The following is a 26929-nucleotide window of genomic DNA, read 5'->3' as shown; positions in this document are numbered from 1 at the left end:
GGTGCTGGTGGGGCGTTGGCGGGAGGCGCAGGAGAGCGTCGTCACCGACCACCGCCTCCGGTTCGAGGTCGAGGACGCCGCGCACCGGCGGGTGCGGGAGGCGTTCGCCGCCCACCTGGCCGACCCTGAGCCGGTCTTCCCGCGTCCGGACGCCGATGTGCCGCCGGGCGGCAGGGGGACGGCCGCTCCGGAGCTGACGAACGATCCGGAACGGGCCGGTGCCGGACCGGTGTTCGCCGGCGAGGACGGGGCGCCCGACCCGGCGGCCCGGGGTTTCCACGAGGTCTGGCGTCAGGAGGTCGAGTCCTACTTCGAACAGCGGTGGCGGCCCGACTTCGAGGCGTACCGGCGTGGTGACCTCACCCGGTCGGAGTTCTTCTCGCGGTTCGACCGGTTGTCCGCCGGACTCCGTGACGACTTCGAGATCACGGCCGCCGCGCGCCTGGCGCACGACACCGCCGGACAGCACTTCGACCGCCTGGCCGGCGCCGGCCTGACCCGCCTGGCGGACGTCAGGGCGGCGCGGGCCGCCGGGAACGGGCCGGACGCCGGGGACACGGACGGCGCCCGGGGCGGCAGGAGCGAGGAGTTCGAGGCCGCGGCGCCGTGGCGGCAGGCGGAGACGGCCGGCGGCGAGGGCACGTGGACGCATCTGCCGGACGAAGTACGGGCGCGGGCCCGTGAGGCGTACGTGAGGGACGCCACGACGGAGGTGTACCGGGCAGCCGAGCGGCTGCGGGCCGGGGAGGACGACGCCTTCGAGCCGCTGAGCATGGACCGGCTGCGCGATGAGTTCGGCACGGGGATCGGCGAGCTGAACCGGGGCCTGCGCACCCGACTGGAGCTGGAGGCCGCCGCCGATGATGTCTTCCTGCGGGCCGTGGACACCGCCCGCGTGGAACGGCCGACGCTCAGCCGGGCCGGGGACGGCCCGGAAGAGACGCCGCTGTCGTGGGTGGAGAGGACGCGGGAGGACTTCCGTACCGAGTTCGCCGAGTTGACCCGTACCCTGCCCGGCGACGAGACCCGTCAGGTCCGCAGGGTCGCTTACGACGAGTGGCTGGCGCACCGGGATGCCGTCGAGGCGCGTCTGGCCGATGTGCACGGCCGCTGGTCCGCCCGGTTGCGTGCCGGGGCTGTCGAGGAGGGGCTGCGGGAGGCGGTCCCCGGCGAGGTGGAGGCGGCCCGCGCCGAGTGGGCGCGCTCCGCCGGACGCGACCCGGGGGAGACGGCCGCCGTCGACACCGACGCGGTGGTCGCCGGCCACCGCGCCGACCTGACCGCCGAGGGCGAGAGGTTCCTGGCCGGACAGCGGCCCTGGGAACTGGCCGCGGCGGACTGGCGGGCGTACTCCTTCCATGTGCGGCAGGCCCAGCACCGGCTGGTGGAGGAACTGCCGATACGACTCGACTTCCAGGCGGGCCTGCAACGCGCCCTCACCGAAGCCGACCTGATGTTCGCCCGGCTGGACGCCGAGGGGCCCGCCGCGCAGCGTGCCCATGACGGGCTGCGCGAGGACGTCACCCGCGTCTTCGGTGAACTGGCCGGCCGGGACGGCGACGGCACCTGGACGCGGGAGAAGGTGGCGCAGGGCGAGAGCGTCCTCCTCCGGGACTACCTGCCGCTGGTCCAGCGCTCCCTCACCGACCGGATCGCGCTCGAACACGGTCTGCGGGGTGCGCTGCGCGAGGGCGGGGAGACCTTCCACTCCCTGACCGCGCACCGCAGCGAGCTGACCGAGCGCGCCGAACGCCGCTTCGACGTCGGCGAGGAGACGTACGACCGGCTGGCCGGTGACTTCCGGCAGGACTGGACCGGCCGCTACCACGACCTCTTCGGCCCCTCCGAACGGGACGTGCGCGCCTGGCTGGAGCGTGAGCGGGAGAGCGGGGACGCCTTCCGCGAGACGGTCCGCTTCGAGGAGGAGCAGGCGCGCTCGGAGGCCGCCAGGCCGTTCGGCGACGAGGGGCGGGCCCGTGCCGAGGCCGCGCGCGCCGCCGCCGAACGGGAGAACCTGGCCTGGCGCTCGCAGGTCGCCGCCAACTTCCAGGGTTTCCTCGGCAAGAGCGCCGTCCTGCGGGAGCTGTCCACGCAGGCCGAGATCCCGGCCGGCCAGGTCCGCTCGCCGCGCCTGCTCCAGGAGTACCAGCGGGAGGCGGGGGAGCTGCGGTCGTGGTTCTCCCGTGAGTGGGACGCCGCCGCCCGCAACACCACCCCCGAGGAGGAGGCCGCGGCCCGTGACGCCCTGAGCGGAACGGCCCGGGACCGCTGGCAGGCCCTGGCCGAACGGACCCGGCGGCGCGACGAGGAGTACACGGCCCGCGAGAACACACCGTCCTGGACCCTCGACCTGGGACGGCTGGAGGTCACCCGCACCCCCTCCGTGGGGCAGGAGCACCTTCAGACACAGACACAGACACAGACACAGACCCTGGCACCCCGCCCGGACCGGACCGTCACCACGACCACCCCCAACCCCACGACCATCCCCACGACCACGTCCCGCCCGTCGCCGGCCGCCCAGGCCGGCACCGCCGAGGCCCTCGCCGGCCTGCGCGGCGCCGTCCAGGCGCGGGACCGCGCCTACACCGAGTTCACGAGCCGCCTCGCCGACTTCCCCGACCTGCGCACCCGCCAGGCGGAGGACCCGGTCGCCGTCGTACGGGAGGAGTTCGCGGACGCCTGGACCCGTGACCGGACCGCCGGACCGGCCGAGCCGACCGCCGGCCGGACCCGCGCACTGGAACACCTCACCGCACGCCTGGAGTCGGTGCGCGCCGATCTGGCCGCACGCGCCCGGACCCGGCTCGTCTTCGACACCGAGGTCGCCGCGGTCCTGCCCGAGGGCCGGGACAGCCTGACCTTCGCCGCGGCCCCGGCGGCCGTCGCGCTCGCCGACCGGTTCCACGACGCGACGGCCGGCGCCGAGCCGACGACCGAACTGGTCCGCGAGTTCCAGGACCGCTACGCCGAGGCCCACCGCGCCTGGGAGACCGACCGGCGGGCGCGCGCCGCCTTCGACGCCGCGCTGCGCACCACCGGGCCGGACGGACAGCGGACCGACCTGACCGAAGGCAGGGCGGGGTGGAGCACCCCCGTGCACCTCTGGTACACCCGGCAACTCGCCGTCCTGCGCGAGCAGTACGTCGCCGAGTGGACCGGCACGACGGCCTCGGAGGACGCCGACGAGCGCCGGCAGCGGCTGCAACTGCTCGACGATGACGTCCGCCAGGCCTCGCTGTACCAGCAGCGCCGGGCACCGGCCGCGGTCGCCGCCGACCGGCTGCTCGCCGAGTACACGGACCGCTTCGCCGCCCGCCCGGCCTGGGACGGCGAGCTGACCGCCTGGTACGAAGGCCGACGCCGGCTGCTCGCCGAACCGCTGGCCGAACAGTTCGAGCGGTACGGCCCGCAGGCCCGCGCCGAGGCGCTGGCGCGGTTGCACGCGCAGGTCACGGCGCTGCACGAGGTCGCCGAGACCCGGCACCGGGCGCACCAGGACTTCCAGCGGTCGCCGGTGGACCGGCCCGAGGACCCGGTTCGGATGTCCCACGCGGCCACCGCCGACTGGTCCCGGCGCCACATCGGCGCGCTGCGCGACGCGTATGTCCAGGCGGCCGAGGCCGCCGCGGGCACGGGAGACACCGGGACCGGGGTGGCCGTGGAGTTCGCCGCGCCCCCTGCGCACGCCGACGCCCACGACTGGCGGACCCCGGCCTGGCGGACGGCCCAGCGGGAACTGCACCTGCACTACGCCGAGCTGCTGGGACAGGCCCGCGCCGGACAGGACCGGGCCGAGGGGACGGACGTACCCGATACCGGCGTGCTCCGCGACGACACCTTCGACCAGGCGTTCCGCGAGTGGGCGCGCAGTGACGCGCCCGAGCTGTCCGAGGAGCAGATGGCCGCTGTCCACGAGCGGGTCCGTGACGGCCACGGCCGGATCAGCACGGCCGGCCCGGCCGACCCGCTGTCGGTGACGCGGGAACTGCGGGACGCCTTCACCGTGGCGGCGGCCCGGGAGGTCGCCCTCGACCGCGGCGACGCGGCGTTCGAGCGCGCGTTCCGGGACTGGGGCAAGCGGCTGACCGATGCCTGGCGCAACCGACTGGACGACGGGACGCGGGCCCCGTTCGAGCTGACGGCCGACCTGGCCCGCGCGGTCCGCGAACGGGCCGCCGCCGACTTCCGCGAGCGGTGGGACGAGGCGCTGCGCGACACCCTTGCCGGCCTCGGCCCTCGTACCGCGACGGACGGCGCGGTACGGCAGGCGGGCCGGCGGCTGCGCACCCTGATCGGCGGGCTGCCCGGCGAGTTCGACCGGCACGCGCTGCTCCTCGGCCAGTCGGCCCGGCTCGACGCGGTGTTCGAGGAGTTGGCGGAATCCTTCCACGACCGGCTCGGTCGCGAGGAGCGGGTGCTGCCGGCCGCGCTCGGTGCCGAGCACGCCCAGGTCTCCGCCCCGGGGCGGGGGAAACTTCTCGGCGACGCCCGCCGGACGCTCCAGGAGATGTTCGACCGGTCCTTCCCCACCACGGACAGCGTGGCCGAACTGGTCTCGGGCGGCCGCGCGCTGCCGCAGGAGTGGCAGGACCGGCTGCGCGCGCTGCTGACCGCGCAGCCGGCCCGGCTGGCCGTCCAGGCGACCCGGGAGGCGGAGATCCTGCGCGCGCGGGAGGCCGTCGCGGACGCGGTCGCCTCCTGGGCCGAGACCGGTCACCGGGTGGGCCCCGCGCTCGTGGACCGTTTCCCGGTGAGCTTCGGCCGGATACGTCCGATGCTCCGTCGTGAGCTGGACATCTCGGTGGCCGCCGCCGTCAACGACCGCTTCGAGCAGATCTTCGGGGCCGACGACTCGACGGCCGGCCACGGGGGAGGACGGGAACGGCTGGAGCGGTGGCGCACCGCGTACCAGGAGCTGACCGACCCCGACCGGCTGCACACCTGGCTCACCGTGCGGCACGCCCGCGACCACGTGGTCACCGTCTCCGGACGCGTCTTCGACGAGCGGCTCGACCGATGGCGGGCGGACCACCCCGGCCAGGAACTCACCGACGCCGATGCCGCCCGCGCCCGGGCAGGTCTGGACGAGCGGCTGCTGTCCGCCTTCGACACGCTGTTCACCGGCCGGCCGGTCACCCGAGACGACCTGGCGGGCGCGCTGCGGCAGTGGGACACCGTCCTCGCCGACCAGGCCCGCGCACTGCCCGCTCACTTCGCTTTCGAGTCCGGGACGGGCGCGGCGCTCAGCAGCGCGGCACGTTCCTTCGAGGCGTTGCGCGGCGACCGGGAGATCGACGCCGACCGGCTGACGGAGCTCGCCGACGACTTCCGCGGCGACTTCCTGGCCGCCTACGAACTGCTGTGGGCGCCGCAGGCCCTGTCCGCTTCCTGGGCCGCCCATGAGGCGGCGTACTCCGACGCGTTCACCGGCGGTCGGGCCGCCGCCCACCTGTGGAGCCTCGGGGAGGTGGGGGAACCGGCCGGCCTCGACCGCGACCACGGCCACGAGTCGGCAGCCGACGCGGAGGCCCGGCTGCGGCAGACGTTCGGCGGGATCCGTTTCCGGTCGCTGTGGGACCGGGCGGTCGGGCTGCTGCGGCCGGCGGTGGTGATCGGACGGGAACCCGAAGAAGTCGCGTTGCGGGAGCGCCAGGTACGGGCGTTGCTCCGGATCGTGGACAGGCTCGGCGAGGCCGGGGACGTACTTGAGGCCGGGGACGTTCTCGCGGCGCGGAGACTCGCCGACCGGTTGGCGAAGGAGAACCCGGGCATCCGCTCCTCACGTCATGGGGTCCTGGGCGGCGCGCCGCCGGCCTCGTGGCCCGCGGCGCCGGCTCCGGCGGGGCGGACTCCGGTCCACGCCGAGGCATCGAGGCAGCGCCAGGAGCAGATGTGGCGGTCCAGGCCGTGGTACACCGGGCGGACCCCGCAGCCGGCCCAACCCGTGCCGGTGGAGGAAGTGCTGACCGCGAGTCAGAGAAATCTGGTCTTCGCCGACCTGAGCGGAAGGGGGCCGGATGCGCAGCACGACATCATGACGTTCGGGACGGTCGCCGACCTGGTGGACCGCGGTTTCGGCCTGCGGCTCGACCGGGCGCAGGCGGAGGCGCTGCACGCGGAGTACCTCCAGGTCGCCCCGCTTCCCCCGCGTGACCGGGTCTCCTCGCCGGCGACGGACCCTGTACACGTGTCCTTGGCGTGGAACCACTTCCTGCTCCACGGGCACCTGGAGGCGGACGGTCTCGGTTCACAGATCGCCTTTATCGAGCACCTGCGCGACCAGGCGGACTACGGCGCTCTTCCCCCGGCGGTGGTGGGCTGGTGGAACTCGATCGGGATGCGGTGGGGGACCCGGACCGCGTTGCGGGCGGCACAGGTGTTCCTGGGGGCGAGCCCGAAGCCGACCCGGGTGCCGCCGGACGAGGCGGTCCGCGCGGTCGTGGTGCCAGGCTGGCGCACGGCGTTCGACCTGGCGCAGTGGAAGCGGACGTTCGCCCACATCCGCGACACGACCCTGAGCCATGACGAGCAGGCGGCACTGCGATGGGTACTCGGCGACGTATGGGCCGCCGATCTCCTGTCGGCGCGCTTCGACGGTCCTGCCCCGCAAGCATGGCGGACGCGGCTGTGGGCCGTGGCCGCGACGCCGCGGCCCGACCACCGCCCTCCCGCGTCGGCGTTGTCGAACGCGCAGATCAACTGGCTGATGACCACGCTGCGCGGACGAGAGAACAAGCGCTCGACGCTGCTCAAGTTCGACGATGTCGCCAAGATGGTGATGAACACGTGGAAGTGGCAGCCGACTCTCGAACTGCTGGAGTGGCTGAACGAGGAGTACATCCTGCGCCACCCGCAACGTCCGGAGGGGTTGCGGACCGCCTTCACCCGGGCCGCGTTCGACCGGGCCAGAGTCGAAGCCGATGCACAGACCTGGCTGCGCGGCCGGGCTCAGGCCGTCCAGGGGCAAGCCGCCCGAGCCGCAGCCTCGCCCTCCGAGATCCAGGCAGAGGCCGTGACACAGGTGGACGAATGGCTCAGGAACAGGGCCGAGGAGCGGGCCAGGGTGGCGGCGGAGGAGCGTGCGCGGGCTGAGGCCGAGGAGCGGGCCAGGGTGGCGGCTGAGGAGCGTGCGCGGGCTGAGGCTGAGGAGAGGGCGCGGGCTGAGGCACAAGAGCGGGCGCGGCTGCGGGTGTTGGCCGAGGAGCGGGCCAGGGTGGCGGCTGAGGCCGCGGAACAGGAGCGAGCCCGGGCGCTGATCGAGAAGGAACAGCGTAAGCGGGCACGGGCCGAGGCCGAGGAACGGGTACGGGTCCGGGCGTTGGCCGAGGAGCGGGAGCTGGAGCGGGCCCGGGAACGGGCTGAGGAGCAGGCACGGGCGTTGCCGTGGGTCCGTGCCCTGGCCGAAGCCGAGGAGCGGGTCCGGGCCCGGCAGCACGCCGAGCGGACTGGCGACCGGGTGGAGAGCGCGGCGCAGAGCACGGCGGAGAACCAGGCCAGGGGCCGGACCGGGAACCAGGAGATCCGCAGGCCCTCCGCCGATGAGAGGACGTCTCCGCAGGCGGGTCCGTCGCGGCTCGACGCGGCACCGCGGGTGACGGACACCGGCGGAGACCCGACGGGGGCACACGCCCCCGACGGGCCCGGGAGCACGTGGGAACAGCGGTTGTGGCGGTCCCGGCCATGGTTCTCCGAACCCGCCCCGCGACCCGTCCAGGAGCAGTACGAAGGCGGCCGGCCGACGCGGGAGGAACGGCGACTGCTGTTCCGGGAACTGGTTCTGCGCGAGCAGGACTCCGCCGCGGAGGACGTGCTGACCTTCGGCGCCGTCGCCGACTGGGCCGACCGATCGCTGGGGCTGCGCCTCGATCAGGCTCAGTGGGCTCAACTGCACGAGGAATACCGCCGGTCCGCGGCGGCGCCGGCGACCCGCCTCTCAGCCGGGGGGGCGCCGAGCCAGTCCATCGCCGCCTGGGAGTACTTCCGCGACCACCGTCACCTGGAGGTGCCCCAACAGTACGAGAAGCAGGTCAGGGGTGTTCGCACACCCCTGGGGCCGTACGTCCGGGACCTGCGCCGCGAGGGAAAGTTCGCCAGAATCCCCCAGGGTGTCGTCGACTGGTGGAACTCGGTCGGCATGAGGTGGTCGACCGACGACATGCTGGCCGCCGCGACGGAGTACCTCGGCGGCCGGACGCTCACCGCACCGCCGCCGGAGGGGGAGATCCGTGCCGTCACGGTGCCCGACTGGCGGGCCACGGCCGACCTGGTGCACTGGGGTGAGATGCTGCGACGCCACCCCTTGAGGACGGCAACCAGGACACGGATCCGGGAAACGCTCGGTGACGTGTGGGCCGACAAGGTCTTCGAAGCACCCGCCGACCAGGCCCCCACACCCACCGACGTGCCCCAGGCCGGACCGAGCGGCGGGCAGGCCGTCCGGCAACAGCCGCGGCCCGGCCAGGAGACGCAGGCGCACCGCGAGGTGCCGGCAGACTGGTACTACAAGGCCGCGAAGGGATTCGCCGAGGCCAACGGGCACCTTGAGGTTCCCCACAACACCATGGTCGCCGGCCCGGACAAGCGCTACGACCTCAGTAAGGTGCTCGATCGGCTGCGCCGTCGGCGATGGTCGCTCTCGCAGGAGGCGGTCGACGCGTGGGACGAGTTGGACATGCGGTGGTCGATCTCGGACGCGGCGGCTGCGGCGCGTGCCTACCTCGCCGACCGTGACGGTGACGTCGTCGTGCCACCGCCGGACGCCGACATCGAGGCCGTGGTCGTCGCCGGGCATGTGGCCGCCTTCGACCTCGCCCGGTGGAGCAGGGCGTTCACGGCCAAGCCGTATCTCGGACCGGCGGACCGCACGCAGCTTCTGACCGGCTTCGGTCAGGAGTGGAGTGACTGGCTGATCCGCACGCGCGAGGCGGCGCGGGAGGCGGCGCGCGACGCCGCCCTGCGCGAGGGCCACCCGGCCCGGCACCGGCCCCTCGTTCCCGCGCCGGTGTCCGACGACGGCATGGAGGACCTGTTCGGCCCGAGCCCGGAGCCGGACCACGCGGCGGCCACACCGGAGCCGGACCACGCGGCGGCCACGCCGGAGCCGGACCACGCGGCGGCCACGCCGGGCGGCCCGGGGGCGCCGATCGACGTGGACACCCTCGGGGAGCCCGCGGAGGCGTGGCGGGCCCGGCCCTGGGTGTCCCCCGCGCAGTCGCAGCCCTTCGCGCGTCCCGTCTGGCCGGGGTATCCGACACCGGAGGAGCGGGACGAACTCTTCGCGCATGTGCGTGACCAGGTACGCCAGTCGGGGCAGGTGACCTTCGGGGCCGTCGCCGACCGGGTGCACGACACGTTGGGTACGGCGCTGGACGAGGCACAGGTCGACAGGCTCCACTGGGAGTACCAGTCGGCGGTGGAGCCCGGGGCGGCTGTGGTCGTCGACGGGAGGGTGGAGGACGCCGACCTGCCGGAAAGGACGCTGCTCCGGCGCGAGGCCGCCCGACGGCACTACGAGATTCACCAGCACCTGGAAGTGGACAGACAGGCGTACCCGTCGCTGGGCAGCTACATAGACACGTTGCGCCGTAAGCCAGGTGTGGCAGGCCTGCCGCAGGACGTCGTGGACTGGTGGGAATCGGTCGGCATGCGCTGGTCCACCCAGCATGTGTTCGATGCCGTCAGGACCTACCTGGGCGGCCGGGTGCCGAGCGCGCCGCTGCCCGATGCGGAGATCCGGGCGATCCCCGTGCCCGGCGGACAGGCCACCGTGAACGTCGCGCACTGGATCAGCACGCTGGCGCACGTCAAGCGCAACGTTCTGGGGCGCGAGCAGAAGCAGACGCTGCGTGAGGTGTTCGGCGACGCTTGGGCCGACAGCATCCTGCGCGGGGTTCCCGGGAAACAGCGCACGAGCACGCGGGGCGCCGGCAGGAGGGCGGGCGCCGGTGCGTCCGGGCCCTCGGGCCTGGCGGGTCCTTCGGGCATGGCCGGTTCCTCGGGTGCGGGCGGGCGGTCAGCGGAGGCGGACCTGACGGGCGTGGACCTGCCCGGCATGGATCTGACCGGCATGGACCTGGCCGACATGGATCTGACCGGTGTGGATCTGACGGGCATGGATCTGACCGGTGTGGACCTGGCGGGCCTGGACCTGGCGGGCATGGACCTGACCGGCATGGATCTGACCGGTGTGGATCTGACGGGCATGGATCTGACCGGTGTGGACCTGATGGGCATGGACCTGACGGGCATGGACCTGACCGGTATGGACTTGACCGGCATGGGCCGGCCCCGGGACGGCATGGAGCTGGACGAGGAAGTGCCTGGCCTGCCCGACCCGTCCCAGGTCTGGCCGGAACAGGGGGAGGGGGACCCGGGCGGCTTCGAGGAATGGCTGGCCACGCTGGGGCTGGAGACACCGGACCCGGGTGTGGACCCCGGCACCCATCTGGACCTGGGTACGACTTCAGGTCTGGGCATGGACCTGGACCCGCACCTGAACGCACACCTGAACCCGGGCGTGGACTTCGGGCTGGCGGGCGTGCGGGAGACGGCCTCGGAGATGGAGAGCCGTCTCCTGGGGATGCTGGGCCCGCAGTGGTTCCAGACCGTGTGGCAACGTGCGGTGGAGGTGCTGGAGCCCGCTGTGGTGCTCGGAGCCGAGCCGGCCGAGGTCGCGTTGCGGGAGGCGCAGGAACGGGCGCTGTTCCAGATCATGCACGTGTTCACCTGGGCCGTGGACGACGCACAGGCCAGGGAACAGGCCGAGGCGGTGGCGGTCTGGGCGGAGATGGAGAATCCCGGCATCCGCTCCCCACGACAGGGACTCCCCGCGGCGGCGCCGCCGCGCACCCCCCGGTCGGGCGCCGTCCAACCGCCCGTCCAGCCACCCGCCCGGATCCGCCAGACACTCACCGACGTGGCGCGGCGAGCGCTGCGGGAGACCGACCGGAGCAGGCTGCGGCCGGACACCCTGACCGACTACCTGGCCCGGGCCGCCGCCCGCACCTGGCACGAGGACTGGCCCGCCCAGGACCTCGCCCGCATGGCCGCCGCCGACCCGGACTGGACGGCGCCCGAACACGACGGGCTGATCGACACGCTGATGCAGCCGGCTCATCTGCACGTGCTCAAGGCCGTCGTCGAGCAGCCCGCGTTCGGACCGCTGATCCGTCTGCGCCCGCAGCACCTGGAGGTGCTCTCCGAGTCCGGTGTGCTGCTGAAGGGGCTGAGTGAGCTGGCCTCCGGCGCCCTGCACAGGTACACGAGCAACCCGCAGTACCTGGACGACCTGCTGGCTCCCTCCGGACCCGGGCGCCGCGAGCTGGTGGAGGCGATCGAGAACAAGTCGCCGGACGCCAACTACCTGCTGACCACCGCCGGGCTGGCCACCGCCCTGAAGGGCAGCACGCCGCACATCCTCGCCGTGGCCGGCGACTGGCTCGCCGCCAATGTGGTCAACGCCCTGCCCGACCTGGTCCCCGCCGTTCTGGCCGCATCGCCGGAGACCGCACGGGCTTTCACCCGCGAGTGGACCCTGACCGCGACCATCCTCCACACCGCCGCCGACGCCGTCGTCGTCGACTACGGCGCCCTGTACGCGAACCGGAACCTGCGGGCCGCGCTCCAGGGCCACGCCGACCAGACGCCGCTCCTTCTCCGGGCCCCCCGGCTCCTGGAGGCCGTGACCCGTGACCTCGGCCTGCTGGACGTCCTGGACCGCAGCCCGGAACTGATCGACGTCCTGACCGACGTCCCCGGCTTCGCCGACCGGCTCGCGGCCGACGACGCCCTGCTGAACGCCGCGGTGGACAACCCGGCCGTCGCTGCCCTGCTCTCCCGTGACCCGGGCCACTTCGACGCGGTGCCGGAGACCGGACTGCCGGACGCGGTGCGGGAGGCGAGGCTCCCCGCGGCCGAGGGGGCCGCCGAGCCGTCACGGACCGCACGCGGCGGAACGCTGTCACGGGTCCGGGACGTCCTTCCCGGCCTGGACACCGTACTGACCGCCGAGCCCGCCCTGGCGCAGGTGCTGAAGGAGGACGGCGCCCTCACCCGGACCCTGCTGGCCCACCCGGACCTGCTGTCGGAGCCCCACGAGTACCGGCGCCTGCTGAGCGTCGAGGCGGCGGGCCTGCGGGCGCTGGTGCGCGAGAACTCACCGCTGCTGGCCCCCTACGTACTCAGGGCGGCTCTGCGCCACGAGGCGTTGCGCAACTGGCTCACCCAATCCCCGCCCCTCCTCGACGCCGGCCCCTACGACGGGCGCCTGGGGTTCACGGAGGCGGTCAGGAAGGACTCCCGGGTCGGGGAGATGGCCTTCGACAACCCCGCGCTGGGCATCCTCCTCTGGCTGAATTCGACGTATCCGCCCGACTACCAGAACATGAGGATGTTCTGGGAACACCGGCCCACCGACGAACGACTGTTCAGCTACTACCTTCTCTCCGGCTTCCACGACCTGCTCTTCGTCGAGGACCGGGCGCGCCTGCTGGACGTGATGTTCCGCAACGACAGCGCGCTGCTGCGGCTGGCCGCGTCCGAGCGGCGGGTCCTGGACGCCGTCGACACCTCGACGGTGCCCGCGCTGCACGCCAACCCGGCGGTGCTGGCGGAGCTGGCCTCCCGGCCGCGCTTCCGGCTGGCCGTCGCCCACTGGCACGCGCTCTTCCGCTCGCCCGGCCTCCTCGACGGGCTCAGCCGCAACGAGAACCTGCTGAGCCTGCTCGCCTCCGCGCCCGAGGTGCTCCGTGAGGCGATCGCGCGCCCCGGTCTCGTGGCCGCCCTGGAGGATCCCGCGTTCCGGACCGAGGTGTCCGCCGTCGTCGCGGCCCGCAAGGCGGAGAACGCGAAGAAGAACAAGAAGAAGACCAAGGCCTGGACGAAGGACCTGGAACGGATCGTCACGACGTACGGCGGCGACGCCGTGCTGTCGCCCGAAGGCGTCCGGCTGCGCCCCGGCGACGCCTTCTGGGCCGGACTGTGGCACCTGCCGCAGGACGAGGCCAGGGCCCGGATCGAGGAGGCGGTCCCGGCGGCGGAACACGACAGGAGGCTCGCGGGGCTGCTGGCCGTGGACGACAGGGTCCGGCGTGACGAGGTGCTCTTCGGCGCCGCCCGGCGCGGCCTCGCCATGGGCGCCATGCTCTTCGACAACACCGAACTGGCCGAGACCCTGGAGGCCCGGCCCGGCCTCCTCCCCCTCGCCGAGGACGCCGCCACCTCGATACTCGTCCTGCTCCAGGACAACGCGCAGTTGACCGCCGCGCTGCGCACCGACGACTACCTCTACCGGTACGTGCGCTTCCCGGTCTCCCTCAGCCAGTTGATCAGCTTCCCGGACCGGGCCCGCGAACTGGCCCGGGTACCGGACCTCGCCCGCTTCATGACCATGTCGCCGCGGGAGTACGAACGCGCCTCCACCGACCCCGTCCTGGAACGGCTGACGCTGGAGCGGCCGGACGTGACCCGCGTCCTGGCGGACGGCGGACCGGTCGTCGACCTCCTCCTGACGACCCCGGAGCTGGCGGCCGTGCTGCTCCGGTTCCACACGGGTGACGACGAGGACACCACGGTCGTACGGGCGGTGCTCAGCGGACTCCCGGTGGCCCGGGCGGTCGCACAGGCCCCTGAGCTGGCCGATGAACTGCGGCGGTTCCCGGTGGTCGGCGCGAGCCTCGCCGACCGCCCCGGGGCGTTCACCGACGCGGCGCAGTTCCGGCGGTTCCTGGCCCGCACGGACCTGCTGACCGCCTTGCAGCGGCACCCGGAGCGGGCCGGCACGGTGCTCCGCTCCGCGGAACTGCTGGAGACGGCCCTGCGCACCCCCGAGGTGGTGACGGCACTGGCGGCCGACGAGGAACTGGCGCGGCTGCTGGAACGCGGACCGCAGAGCGCGCCGGCGCACCGGTTGCTGCGCGAACAGCCGGACCTGGCGGCCGCTCTGTCCGTGACCACCGCGGAAGGGGGCCGGCCGTTGCGCTCGGCGCTCGGCGCGGTGCGCGGACTGGCCGACGCGATGGTCGCCGACCCGCGGATCGGACGGGACCTGCGCGGGGCCCCTTGGCTGGCCGGGACCCTGCTGCGCGCTCACGGCCTGGTGGCCCACGCGGTCCAGGACACCCCGCTGTGGCAGGCGGCGCGCGCCGAGCGGGCGCTCGCCGAGGCGCTGACGCCGCAGGTGGTGCGCCGGCTGACCCACCGCGAGGCGCTGCTGCGCCAGATCGCCGAGCGGCCCGGCCTGCTGGCCGACGTCGCCCCGCCGGACGTCCGGCGACTGCTGTCCGACGCCGACCTCACCCGGTTCCTCGCCGACGAGCCGTGGTTCGCGCAGCGGTTCCTCGCCACCGTCGCCTGGCGGGACCACGCCCTGCGGACACCGGGCTTCGCCGGTGAACTGCGGCGACTGGCGCGGGACCCCGACGCTTTCCGGCAGCTCGCCGAGGACGTCGACGGACAACGGCTGCTGGCCGCCCTGCCCCGCGGCACCGCCACCGTCCCGGCCGGGGAACGGACCGTGCCGAAACCCCAGGACCGGGCCGGGGACACCGCCGCGGCGGGGCGTTCCCGCAAGGACCGGGGCAAGAGCACCACGAAACCGGCGGCGGCCGGACGGCAGCGGACCCAGCCAGGGACGCGCTCGGTGTGGGCCGAGGCACTGGCCTCGGTGCCCGAGGCCGCCGACCTGCTGCTCGACCCGGCGGGCGCGGCCACGGCCGCCGAACTGGGCCGGCACCCGGAGCTGTTGCCCCTGCTGCTGGGCGCGCCCGCGGTCCTGGAAGACCTGGCACGGGAACCCGCGGCCTGGCGGAACTACGCGTTCGACGAGTTCCTGGCCTCGGACGAGGCCGGCCTCGACAGCTTCGACACCGACCTCCACGCCTGGCTGGAGCGGCTGGGCGCAATCGTGGAAGGCGACTTCCACAGCCGGGTCCGTGACATGGCGCGCGGCGTGTGGGACCGGCAACTGGCGCTGCGGGAGGCCCGCCGGGCGGAGGAGGCCGCGCGCACGGCGGAGCGGCTGGCGGTCTTCCAGCCGCACCTCCCCGAGACCTGGGAGTACAGCGGGCGGCTCATCCAGGCCCGGCACCTGCGGGAGGAGGAGTTCGCGCCGGAGCGGCTGCGGGTACTCCAGGAGGTCGCCCGCGGCGAGCGGCGGGCGCGCGAACAGCAGGAGCGGCAGCGCCCGATCGCGGTCGACCAGGCGCTCCATGTCCACCTGGACGGCGGCAGTGGCGGCGCCTCGTTCGCGTACCTCCTCGCCGCCGACGGCCAGGTCGACACCCTGGTGTACGCCCTGAGCAGGACGCGGCAGGGCAACAAGTACCAGTGGGACAGGCACGGCGGACAGTACGTGAACGGTCCGCTGGACATCGGAGCGGTCAGCAACGAACCGGCGCTGCGGTCCTCCGTGGAACGAGTGGCACAGCAGGCGGCGCGAACGGCACCGGAGCACCGGAGCAAGGGCAAGGGCAAGGGCAAGGACAAAGAGAGCGCGGAGACGGCGCACCCGCAGGTCGCGGGGGCGCCCGTCCAGGCGGTGGACCCCGAACTGGCCCGGCTGGCCGAGGCGTTGTCGGCGTACCACGCGGCCGTGGCCGAGCAGGGGGCCGCGTCGCAGGCGCGGGACAAGAAGGCACAGGCCCGCCGGCAGGCGGCCGAGAGCGCCGTGGACACAGCGGTTCGGACGCTGCGCGACCTGGGCCTGGATCCCGGGACGCGGGCCGGCCGGTTCCCGGCGGACGTGGTGGCGGACCTCGCGGCGCGGCTCGATGTGCCCACGGGCGACGCCGAGGCGCTGCTGACCGGGGCGAGCGGCATCCTGCGCGCGCCGATGACGCTGGACCGCGACCCGGGGACCGAGGAGCTGCGGCAGACCTACCGCGAGAAGCTCAGCGAGGTCGCCCACGTCCTGCACACGCGGGGCGCGGAGGCGGCCCACCGACTCGCCGGGGAACTGGACGGGAAACCGGCCGGACCGGGCACGCGCCCGTTCCCGGCCGGCGCGGGACCCGTCCCGTCGAAGGCGGACGCGGCGGACCGGGACGCGCAGGCGGGTCCGAGCGACCAGGCGGGAACGCTTGCCCGGGCCGAGGAACTGGACCAGCGGCTCATGGAGCCGCGCCCGGCGGAGCACGGGAGCCTGTTCGCCGCCCTGGACCGGCTCCGTCCCGAAGCCGCCGGGACCGCGCCCCAGGCGCGGACGACGGCACCCGGAACGGCGGCAACCGGGTCCGACAGTCAGGCCGGCCCGAGCGGTCAGGCCGGCCCGAGCGGCCGGGCGGACACGGGCGCCCGGACCGGGGACCCGCACCGGCAGGCCCTGACGCCGCGGCCGGCGGACGAGGAGGCGCCGCTCGCCGGGGACGTCGGACAGCGAGGACAGCAGTCGCAGGAGCGGCCGCGGACACGGCGGAGCGCGGCCCCCGAGGTCGGGACGGCCGCCGGCACGGCCCGCGTCCCCCAAGAACTCAGCGATCCGGTGCGTACGTACGGGTCGGAGTTCGACGGCTCCCAGGGCACCGTCAACCTCGGACCGGTCCCCGAGGCGACGGTCGACTGGCTGCACCGGACGGTGACCGGGCAACTGGAGGGGGCCACCGGGCGGGACGAGAGTCTGCGCGAGCGCATCCGTGCCGGGCTGACCGCCGCCTACCTCACCCATGAGTGGTCCGATCTGCGCAGCGAGAGCGGGCTGTCGCTGCACCTGGTCCACCGCGGGGTGCCGCGGACGGTCCAGGTGCGGCTGCGGCTGACCGGCCCCAGGCCCGCGCCGACGCTGCTCGGCCAACTGGCCGAGGGCGTGCCGAACCGGGTGGTGCGCTGGGGCGCGGGGTACTCGGAGGCCGGGAACACCGCCGGTACGGCCGACCTGCGGACGTTCCAGTTGCACCACAGCCACGTGTGGCAGCCGACGGCCGGCGCGTTGCGCCAGGTGGTGGTGCAGCCCCAGGTGAACCTGGTGCGCAACCAGCTCTCGACGCAGGTCAGCGCCGTGGGCGGGGCGCAGACGCTGTCGATGGTCACCGTCCTCGGCGGAGCGGTGCCCTACGAGTACCGCATGCGCTGGCAGTTCCGGACCGACGCCGGACCACACCGGGCGGACTGGACGCCCGAGCGGGAGAGCCCGGACCAGGGCAGGATCGCCGTCTGGTTCCCGGAACACCTGACCCGCGCCGAGTCCGCCGACAGCGTCCAGGACACCGCGGCCACCGGCGGCGGCGAGACGGCGGTGCGGACGGCCGCCGAACGACAACACGCCCCCCTGCGGGCGGCGGTGCACGACACGCCGCTGTACGCCGTGGAGACGGTGCTGCACCCGCAGCGGGTCCTGCACGACGTGGAACAGTCCTTCGCCCCCCACCTGGGCGGGGTGTCGGGGGCCTCCCGGGAGGACCTGCGGCGGTTCTTCGGCTCCCGCAACCTGCGCGACGCCCTGCCGCGGATGCTGGACGGATGGCACAGCTCGCCGATGCTCCTGGCCGGCGACGGTTCGGTGCTGGGCTTCGTGCGGGTGCGCGCGGCCCTCACCGACGACGGCGCGCAGGCGGGCCCGACGGCGCCCGAGGCGGGCCTGGCGCACATGGTGGTGCGCACCGTCCGGGTCACCGGGCAGTCGACCGTCACCAACGCCGCGGGCGCCGACCTCGGCGTCACGCTCGGTTTCTCGGACCCGCGGGGCGACTGCGCCGCCGTCTCGGCCGGCGGCGCGGTGACACTGAACGCCGGCGCCCGCCGACAGGTCTCCTACGGGCTCGGGTCCGGCGGCGATGTCACCAGGTCGCAGGCGCTGGAGTGGGCCGGGCCGCTGTTCCAGGTCCGGGGCCGGGTCGCCTTCGAGACGGAACTGGTCCGGCCGCACGACGGCGTCGTCCTGCCCGCCGGGGGCAGCCCGCTGGACGGCGCCGGAGAACGCGGCCGGGTGACGTACCCGGTGATGTTCCGGGTACCGTCCCGGGCCGCGCTGGAGGGCGTACGGGAGACCGAGCCGCGGCGGCTGCCGCCCGAACTGGAGCGACTGCGTTCCCTGGGCATGTCGACGACGACCCTGCGCGTGGACGGTGCCGAGCCGTTGTTCGACATGGCCGAGCGGTGGCTGCGCGGGCACGGGTTCCTGCCGCCCGGGACGGGCGGTGGCGGCTGGACCGGCGAGGCGACCCGGGCCAGGTGGCTGGTGAACGCCCGTGCCCTGGACCACGTACGGTCCGCGCACCTGCTGCGGGCCGCGGCGGACGAGTTGGTCGACGGCGGCCACTCGGTCTGGTTCGAACTTCCCGGCACGGTGGACGTACAGCGGGTCGAGGTGCGGCTGTCGGCCGAACGCCGCGGCACCGGGCCGGTCACCGCCGTCCGGGCGCTGCCCGGTATGCAGATCGACAACTGGTCCGGGTTCGTCCGTCCGGGCCAGGAGCAGCGCACGACGGCCCCCCTGGCCTGGTCGGTGTCCGGGCTGGCGCAGGTCAGCAATCCCCTGGAGCGCCACGGAGACCTGCCGTTGCAGGGCGTCGGAGGGGAGTACGCGTACAGCGGGACGACCGCCGTCACCACCGGCACCGGTTCGCTGGTCGGCCAGGAGAAGTACACCGTCACCTCGGCCGCCGACGGTCTGCAGGTCTTCGACGTCCCGGTCCGCCTGCGTCTGGACGTGTCGTGGAGCCACGGCCCGGCCCCCCGCCCCGTCCTCACCGACGGCACCCTCACCCTGGCGGTGCCGACCTACCGCACCGAGGCCGCGCGGGAGCCGACCGGCTCGCAGCCGGCCCTTTCGGACACGGACGCTTCGGGCGCGGCCCATTCGGAGCCGTCACCTTCGGGCAGGGGTGCTTCGGGCGCGCCTCTTTCGGGCGTGCCTCTTTCGGACGCGGCCCGCTCGGACGCGGCCCGCTCGGACATCGCCGACGGCCGGACCGTCGTGGAGCTGACGGAGGAGGAGCTGACCCGGCTGCTGGACGCCACGGTCACCGACACGCTGCCGCGGCTGCCCGAGACCGCGTTCGTGGAACGGGCCGAGGGTGGCGACGCCCTGGTCCGGGCGGTGGGCCGGCTGCTGGGCGCGGCCCCCTCCGGCACGAGTGCCGAGAAGGTGCTCGACCTGTCCGCGCCGGACGCGGCACAGCGGGCCGCAACCGGCGCCGCAGCCGACGCGGACCCCGTCGCGTCCTGGGCGTCGGCCGACCAGCCGGGACCGCTGCGGTGGGCCCACCGCGCGGCCGACGGAGCGTGGCGGTGGACGACACGCACGGCGGTGGGCGGCTCCCTCACCGACCCGGACAGCATGGCGCAGCAGGTCCTGCGCTCCGCGCTCACCTCGAACCAGCTCAACGCCAACGCCCTGGCCGTCTTCGGAGACGGGTTCGTGCTGGAAGGCGCCGGCAGCTTCGGACTGCTCACGGGCACGGACGTGTCGGTGGAGGTCAGCGGCCACCTGATCGACGTGCGCCGGCTCGACGCCCCCGGCCCCATGAGCCTGCAGACCTGGCTGTACGCGTCGGACACCTCGTCCGTCACCCGGACGCTGAGCAGCGGACAGCAGCGGGGCCTGACCGTCGGCGGCGCCTACGAGCCGCACATCTCCCTCTTCCCGAGCGGACGCTACGCGTACGGCACGGGCACGTCGGCCGGCACGACCGTGGCGGACAACGCCGCGGACACCCGGGTCACCACCTACGACAACACCCGCCTCCAACGGTTCGCCGCGACAGTCGCCTACCGGGTGACGGTCCGCCAGGGGCGGCGCAACGCCGTGTCCGGGACCCTGGCCGCGGGCCCCCACTCGGTGCGCACCGTCGGCCTCGGCATACCGGACGGCGTGGAGTTCCTGATCCCGGAGAGCGAGCTGGCCAAGCACCCGGTACTGGCGGCCGTCGCCGGTGTCGACCGGCCCGCCCCGGCCAGGACGCTGCCGCTGCCCCCGTGGTACCGGGCGACCGGCCAGCTCGGGCACGCCGCCGTCACCGAGGTGGTACCGGCCGGTCCGCGCGGTGACTTCCGCCGACGCGTCCTCGATGCCGTCGAGAACGCGGCCCCCGGGGCGACCGTGCCGGGACACGCCACCTACCTGCCCGGCGTCGCGGCCTGGATCGCCGACCGCACGTCCTCGGCGGGGCTGCGCACCCTGGTCGGCTCGGGCCCCGGCGGGCGGGTGGCGACCCACTTCGTGCACCGGGGCTGGCTGGGCCCGCAGGTGGTGGAGGTGACCCTGACGGCGCGCCCGGCCCCGGGCACGGACCTGGGCGCGCTGCGCGGCGGCGTCGTCGAGGACACCGTGCGGCTGACCCACTCCGCCGCCCACGGCGGCGGGCGGGACGGGGACCTGCCGGTGCCGGGCGCGGCGGCGCGGAGCATCGCGCACACCCGCAGCCACGAACTGGACGCCGTGCCGGTGCTGCAGTACCGCGGCCAGCGCCTGCAGAGCATCTTCGCCCTGACCACCGAGCGAGCGGTGGGCGCCACCGTGACGTCAATGCGCGAGAATCGGTCCTGGCAGCATTCCGGTGAACTGGTGGAGTTCGAGGTCCCGTACCGGTACACCGCCATCGTCCGCGCCGGCCTGCTGACCGGCACCGCCGCGGGACGGCTCGTGGACGCCGTCGGCAGCGCTCTGAGCGGGACACGGACGCGGGATCCGGAGGCGTCCGCCGACGCGACGGTGACCGTACGGTTCGACCGCGCCGACGTGTCCGCCGCGCCCGGCGGCCTGGTGCCGCTGGTGGCACCCGCCGTCCTCGCAAGCGACCCCGCCGAGCGGGCCGAACCGCCGCTGGGCGCGGTCGGGATCCGCGTGGACGGCCTGACACCCGCCCTGCGGGACGCCTTGAACGGCGAGGACTGGGTGCCCGCCCGGCCGTTCACGCTGTACGCCTTCGACGCCGCCGAGCAGCTCGCGCAGGCACTGCGCGACGTCGACCCGGCGCTCGCCGGACCGGGCCGCACCCACACCTCGCTGTCGTACGAGGCCCTGATGGTCCGGCTCGCCCGGCTGGTGCGGCCGGGACACGGCGACGCCGGTCGGCTCCTCGACTCCCACGCGGTGGGCCGTCTCATGGGGCGGACCGGTGCCCATCCCACCACCTCCGTACGGTTGCGGCTGCTGCCGCGGGAGATCCTCGCCGACGGCCCCACCGCCCTGGACGACGTCCGGGTGGCCACCGACGCGTCCGGCGCGAGCGCCACGACCACGGTCACCCCCGCGGTCAGCAGCCGCTCCACCGTGCAACTGCGGCCCGACGGGGCCGACCGCGTCCGCCTCACGGTGCCGCACGCCCAGAACCGGTCCGGGCAGGGGCAGAGCGGCACCGCCAACAACTACCGGCGCGACTACCTGAAGTACGGCGTACCGGCCCCGGCCGGCCAGGCCGGACCCACCCCCGGTCACCTGGTCCACGCGCTGGCCGTGCTGCGGGTCGAGGGGCCGGACGGCACCCGCTGGGTCCTCGGCTCCATGGTGCTGCGCACCCTCGACGACCCGCCCGTCCCGACCGGGCCGGTCACGGAGGAGGCGCCGCGGCCGGTCACGGAGAAGGCGCCGCGGCCGGTCACGGAGAAGGCCCCCGAGCAGGACCTCGGGGAGGTCCTGGAGCAGGGCCCGGGGAAGGCTCCGCAACAGGACCCGGAGGAGGTTCTGGAGCAGGATGCGCAGGAGACGCGGCGGCTGGGCGAACGGCTCGGGGTCACCGCGGCGGAGCTGCGGGCCCTGCTCACCACCGCCGGCGGATATCTCTCCGCCCCGCTGGAGATCGGGCGGGAGCCGGAGGTGGAGGCGCGGCGGGAGGCCCGGCGCGACGCCCTCGCCCGGATCACCGAAACTCTCCACCACCAGGGACCCGAGGCCGCCGGGGAACTCGCCGACCTGCTGGCCGCCGACAACCCCGCTCTGCGGGCGGCGGAGCCGAAGGTGCCCGGCGGCGCGCCCGGGAGGCGGGCGGCGGACAGGTCCGCTGCGGACCAGCCCCAGGACGGCCCGAGCACTCAGGCCCCCCGGGCCACCGAGCCGGCACCGCTCACCCCCGCGGGCCGGTCCCAGATGGAGGCGGCGGCGCGTGCCGTCGGGCGGACCGTCCAGGAGAAGACCTGGCTGCGCGGCCAACTGCTGGACGCCGCCAGGCACTCCGGCTGGCACGACGAGTGGCCGGTCCGGCCGCTGAGCGAGCTTCTGCTCGCCGACAGCCGCTGGAGTGAGCAGGAGCACCGCGCCGCGGTGTCGCGGATGCTCCAGCCCGACGCCGTCCACATCGTCGAGCGGGCGGCCGGCGACGCATGGCTGGCCCACTACCTCTTCGCCCACGAGGACATGGCGGAGGTGCTGGCCGCCTCGCCCGTCCTGCTGGACCACCTGGAGGAACTGCCCCTGCGGGCGGAGCCGCGGGCCCGGGACTTCTACAACCGGCCGGAGTTCCTGGCCGCCCTGGTGGCCAAGTCCCCGTCGGGCCGACGGGAACTCGTCGACGCGATCGAGAGCGGGGTGAAGTGGGCCGGACATCTGTTCATGTTCCCCGCGCTGCCGTTCCGGCTCCGTTCGCAGACCGACCTGATCCGCGCCCTGATGCTCCTGACGACCAAGGCGCTCCCCACGCTCGCCGAACGCGTACCGGGGGTCGCCGACGCGCTGCGCAGGTCCGACCGTCCGGTGCCCCGCGCCGAGGCCCTCTCGTCCGAGGGCGCCCTGATGGCCGGGCTCCTGAGCGCCACCAGCGGCTCCGCCCAGGCCGGGCCGATCGACTTCCGCGGGCTCTTCGACCACCGAGAACTGCGCGCCGCCCTGCGCACCCATGCCGACCAGGCGTACGCGCTCCTCGAAGTGCCCGGTCTGCTCGACCTCGCGATGAACGACGTCTCGGTGCTGGACGTCCTGGCGGACAGCCCGGAACTCATCGACCTGCTACCGGACGTACCCGGCTTCGGGGCCCGGATCGCCGCGTCCAAGGATCTGCTCGGCGCCGCGGCGCGCAACCCGGCGGTCGCCGCCGCGCTCTCCGACGACCCGCGCGCCTTCGACGACGTGCCCGACGACCGTCTCGCCCAGGCCCTCGCGCAGGCCGTCCCCCCACCGCGGCGGACGGCGGGACAGGCGCGGGACGGCGCGCCGCTGGACCGGCTGCGCGCGGGCGACGCCGCCCTGGACCGGGCCCTCACCGACCCGGAACTCGTGGCCGCGCTGGAAGACCAGGAGGGGCTGACGGCCGTCCTCGGGAACAATCCCGGGCTGCTGAGCCGAGCCCACGAGTACCGCCGCCTGCTCCGGCCGCGGCACGCGCCCCTGCGAGCCCTGCTGGCCGGCGGCGAGGTCCCGGCCCTGCTGGCGCCCGGGGTGCTGCGCACGGTGCTGCGCCACTCCTCGCTGGAGACCGAGACCTTCGGTCCGAACGCCGCGGCGGTCGCCTCACGAGTGGCGGAGATCAACCGTACGAGCTCCGCCCTGGGGGAGGCGCTGTACCGGAACCCGGCCATGGCGCACGCCGTCGCGATGATCCCGGCGAGCGTCGTCCTGTTCGCTTCCCTGACCGGTCTGGCGTCGGCGCTGCCCACCGACGACCGCCTGATCGGCTTCCTCCGCGTGACCGGCGCCGATGTGATGCTGAGCCGGCTGAGTGACGCGAAGCACGAGGTCGAGGACGCGGTCCTGGAGCACGGCAACGCGCTGCTCACCCTGTTCACCAGGAACCCCAAGGCACTGACCGCCCTGACCCACCGCGACCAACTGCGGAACCTGCGCACCCACCCCGGCCTGGTGCGCGAACTGGCCGACCGGCCCGGCATTCCGTTCGCCGTCCAGCACTGGGAACGCCTCTACGACGACACCGCACTGCTCGACGCCCTCGAACCCGCCACCCCGGCCCGGGAGTTGCTGCTGGCCGCACCCGAGGCACTCGTGGAGGCCGTGGCCCGCCCCGACTTCGCGAAGGCACTGGCCGACGGGAGTCTCCACGGCCCCCTCGACCGGGCCGCCGAGACCAGGAGGAACGCGAGCAGGACGAAGAAGAGCCGCGGGTGGATCAACGAGCTGCTGAAAGCCGTCCGGGGCACCGGCCGGCCCGCGCTGTCACCGGAGGGCATCGAACTCCGGGAGAACGACGACTGGCTGGCGAGCCTGTTCGCCCTCCCCGAGCGGGAGGCCGAGCAGCGGCTGCGGACCCGGATCGAGGCCGAGGGGGCATCCGAGTCTCCGGCGGTCCTCGAACGGCTGCTGACCGTCAACCGGGAGACCCGGGGCGTTCCGCGGCTCCTCGAACTCGCCCGCTCCCGGCAGGCGTTGGGCGCCGCCCTCTACCACAACGCCGAACTGCTGGAGACGCTGCGGACCCGCCGCGCCCTGCTCGAACTGATCGCCGATCCGTCCGACATCAGCCTGTCGCTGGTCCACGACGATCCCGGGCTGACCCGCGCGCTGCGCACCAACGACCCCTTCCACCACCTGTTCGTCACCAACCCCGACACCCGGCTGTGGCTCCTCAACGCCCCCGACGTGATCCCCGGCTACATGGCCAACCCCGAGCTGAGCCGGCTCGTCATGTACCGCGAGGACATCGCCTCACAGATGAACGGGTTCAGCGACTCCGTTCTCATCCGGGACAGCGAGGACGCCGCGGGTGTGCTCGCCGACGCCGGCCCGGTCGCCGGCGTGCTGCTCGCGCACCCGGAGCTGCGTGACCACCTGTCCCAGGCGCTGACGCGACCCCGGGGCAAGGACGCGGTGCGCGCGGCGGTGCGCAGCCTGCCGCTGGCGCAGGCGCTGGCGCAGCGGCCGCAGCGGGTGGAAGTGCTCACCAGGGTGCCGGGAATGGCGCAGGCGCTGGCCGCCAAGCCGGACCTGCTGGCCACGGTGGCGGACTATGTGACGCTGCTCGACCACGATCCCCTGCTCGACCTGCTCGCCTCCAGGCCCGCGCAGGTGCCGGTGGTGCTCGGCGACACCGCGCTGGTGCGGACCGCGATGGCCGCCCCGCAGGTGGTGGCGGCCCTGGCCGCGGACGAGGCCGTCGCGCGGCTGCTGACGCGGCGCCCCGCCGTGCACCGCCTGCTGCGCGAGTACCCCGAGATGGCCGAGCGGCTCGGTAACGGCGGACGCTCCCTGCGCACCGCCCTGGAGGCGGTGCGCGGCCTGCCCGAGGCGATGACGGACCAGCCGCGGATCTGGCGGGAGCTGCGCCAGGCGCCGTGGCTGGCGGACGCGCTGCTGCGCAGCCACCGCCTGCTGGAGGAGGCGCGCGCGGACAGTGCGCTGTGGCGTGCGGCGCGGGCCGACCGGGTGCTCGCCGAGGCGCTGACGGCTCAGCTCGTACGGCGCCTTGCCGAGCGCGAGGCCCTGCTCTCGGAACTGGCCCGCAGAGCGGGGACGGCGCCCGGGCCCGGGGCCGCGGACCTCCGCCGGCTGCTGTCGAACGCCGCATTGACCCGTTTCCTCGACGAGGAGCCCTGGTTCGCCGAGCGTTTCCTGGCCACCCCGGCCTGGTCGGCGTACGCGTTGCGGGACACCGACCTCACCGGCGCGCTGCGCGAGCTGGCCCGCAAGGGCCGCCTGCGGGAACTGGCCGAGGCCACCTCGGCGGAGCCTTTGCTGGCGGCCCTGTCCGAGAGCACCGGCCCCGCACGCGGCGCGGCGGCGGCATCCGACCGGGCACCGCGGCACACCGGACGGGCGGCACCCGCCGACACGTCCGCGCGCACGGCGGAGCCCCGGTCCACGCGGGGCTCCGTGTGGGCGCGGGCACTCGCCTCGGTGCCCGAGACGGCCGAACTGCTGCTGAGCCCGGCGGGCGCGGCACCGGCCGGGGCGCTGAGCGGCCACCCCGAACTGCTGCCGCTGCTGCTCGGCGCGCCGACGGTGACCGAGGACCTCCGCCAGGACCCCGCCCTGTGGCGCGACTACACCTTCGGCCCCTTCCTGGGTACCGCCGAGGCCGCCCTGGAGGACTTCGAGAGCGACTTCCACCGCTGGCTCGACGCGATGGGCATGGTCCTGGAGGGGGACTACCACAGCCGGGTCGCCGAGGCGGCACACGCGGTGTGGACGCGGACCCGCGCGGAACGCGAGGCCCGCCGGGCGGAGGAGGCCGTACACGTCGCGGAGCGGCTGGCGGCGTTCGCCCCGCACCTGAGCGAGACCTGGGAGTACAGCGGGCGTCTGGTCTACGCGGGGCACGTACGGCCGGAGTGGCTGTCGGAGGAGTCGCTGCGGGTGGTGCGGGAGGTGGCGACGGGCGACCGGCAGCCACGCGAGGGCGAGGTGCGGGCCAACCGGGCACTGCACGTGCACCTGGAGGGCGGTGGCGGCGGCGCCTCGCTGGCGTACGTCCTGGCCCCGGACGGCCTGGTGGACACGCTCGTCTACGCTCTCAGCACGTCACGTCAGGGCAACAAGTACCAGTGGTCGGGCCACGGCACCCGGTTCGTGGACGGTCCGCTGGAGCTCGACGCGGTGCACAACCACCCCGCCCTGGTGGCCTCCACGAAGCTGGCGCGGGACGCGGCGCGGCAGCCCGGGGCGCGCGCGGCGCGCGCCCCGGGCGCCAAGGACAAGGACAAGGGCAAGGGCAGGAAGGGGACGGGCGCCGCCCCGGCTGCTCCCGCCGTGCCGGCCGCCTCGGTGCCGCCCCTGGTGCTGGACCCGGAACTGGCGAGCCTCGCGGACGCGCTGACGAAGTACCACGAGGCGCTCGCCGAACAGCACGCCGCGCGGCGGACACGCAACGCCGCACGCGTGCTGGGCAACGCGAACGGCCGGCTGGGGCAGGCGCAGCGGGCACTGCGCGATCTGGGTCTCGACCCCGGCGCGCGGCCCGACACGGACGGGCCGGTGTCCCCGACCGGCGCGTCCCGGTCCTCGCTGCGCTACTCCGACGTCCCGACGATCGGGACACGCAGCCGGAACCACACCCACACCCGGTGACCCGGGCCCGCCTGCTGCCACCGTACGGAGTGCACAGTGAAGCCT

General features: G+C 74.6%; 1 protein-coding gene. It reads left to right on the top strand.

Annotated features, from left to right (window positions below):
* Nucleotide 1: 1 nt before the first annotated feature.
* On the top strand, nt 2–26884 hold the full coding sequence (locus ABEB00_RS17660; RefSeq protein WP_345620706.1) for a pentapeptide repeat-containing protein: 26883 nt from the start codon (nt 2–4) through the stop codon (nt 26882–26884).
* Nucleotides 26885–26929 lie beyond the last annotated feature (45 nt).

The sequence above is a fragment of the Streptomyces ziwulingensis genome (genome assembly GCF_039542605.1).
Lineage (GTDB): Bacteria > Actinomycetota > Actinomycetes > Streptomycetales > Streptomycetaceae > Streptomyces > Streptomyces ziwulingensis.
This window is presented reverse-complemented; position numbering and strand designations above follow the sequence as displayed.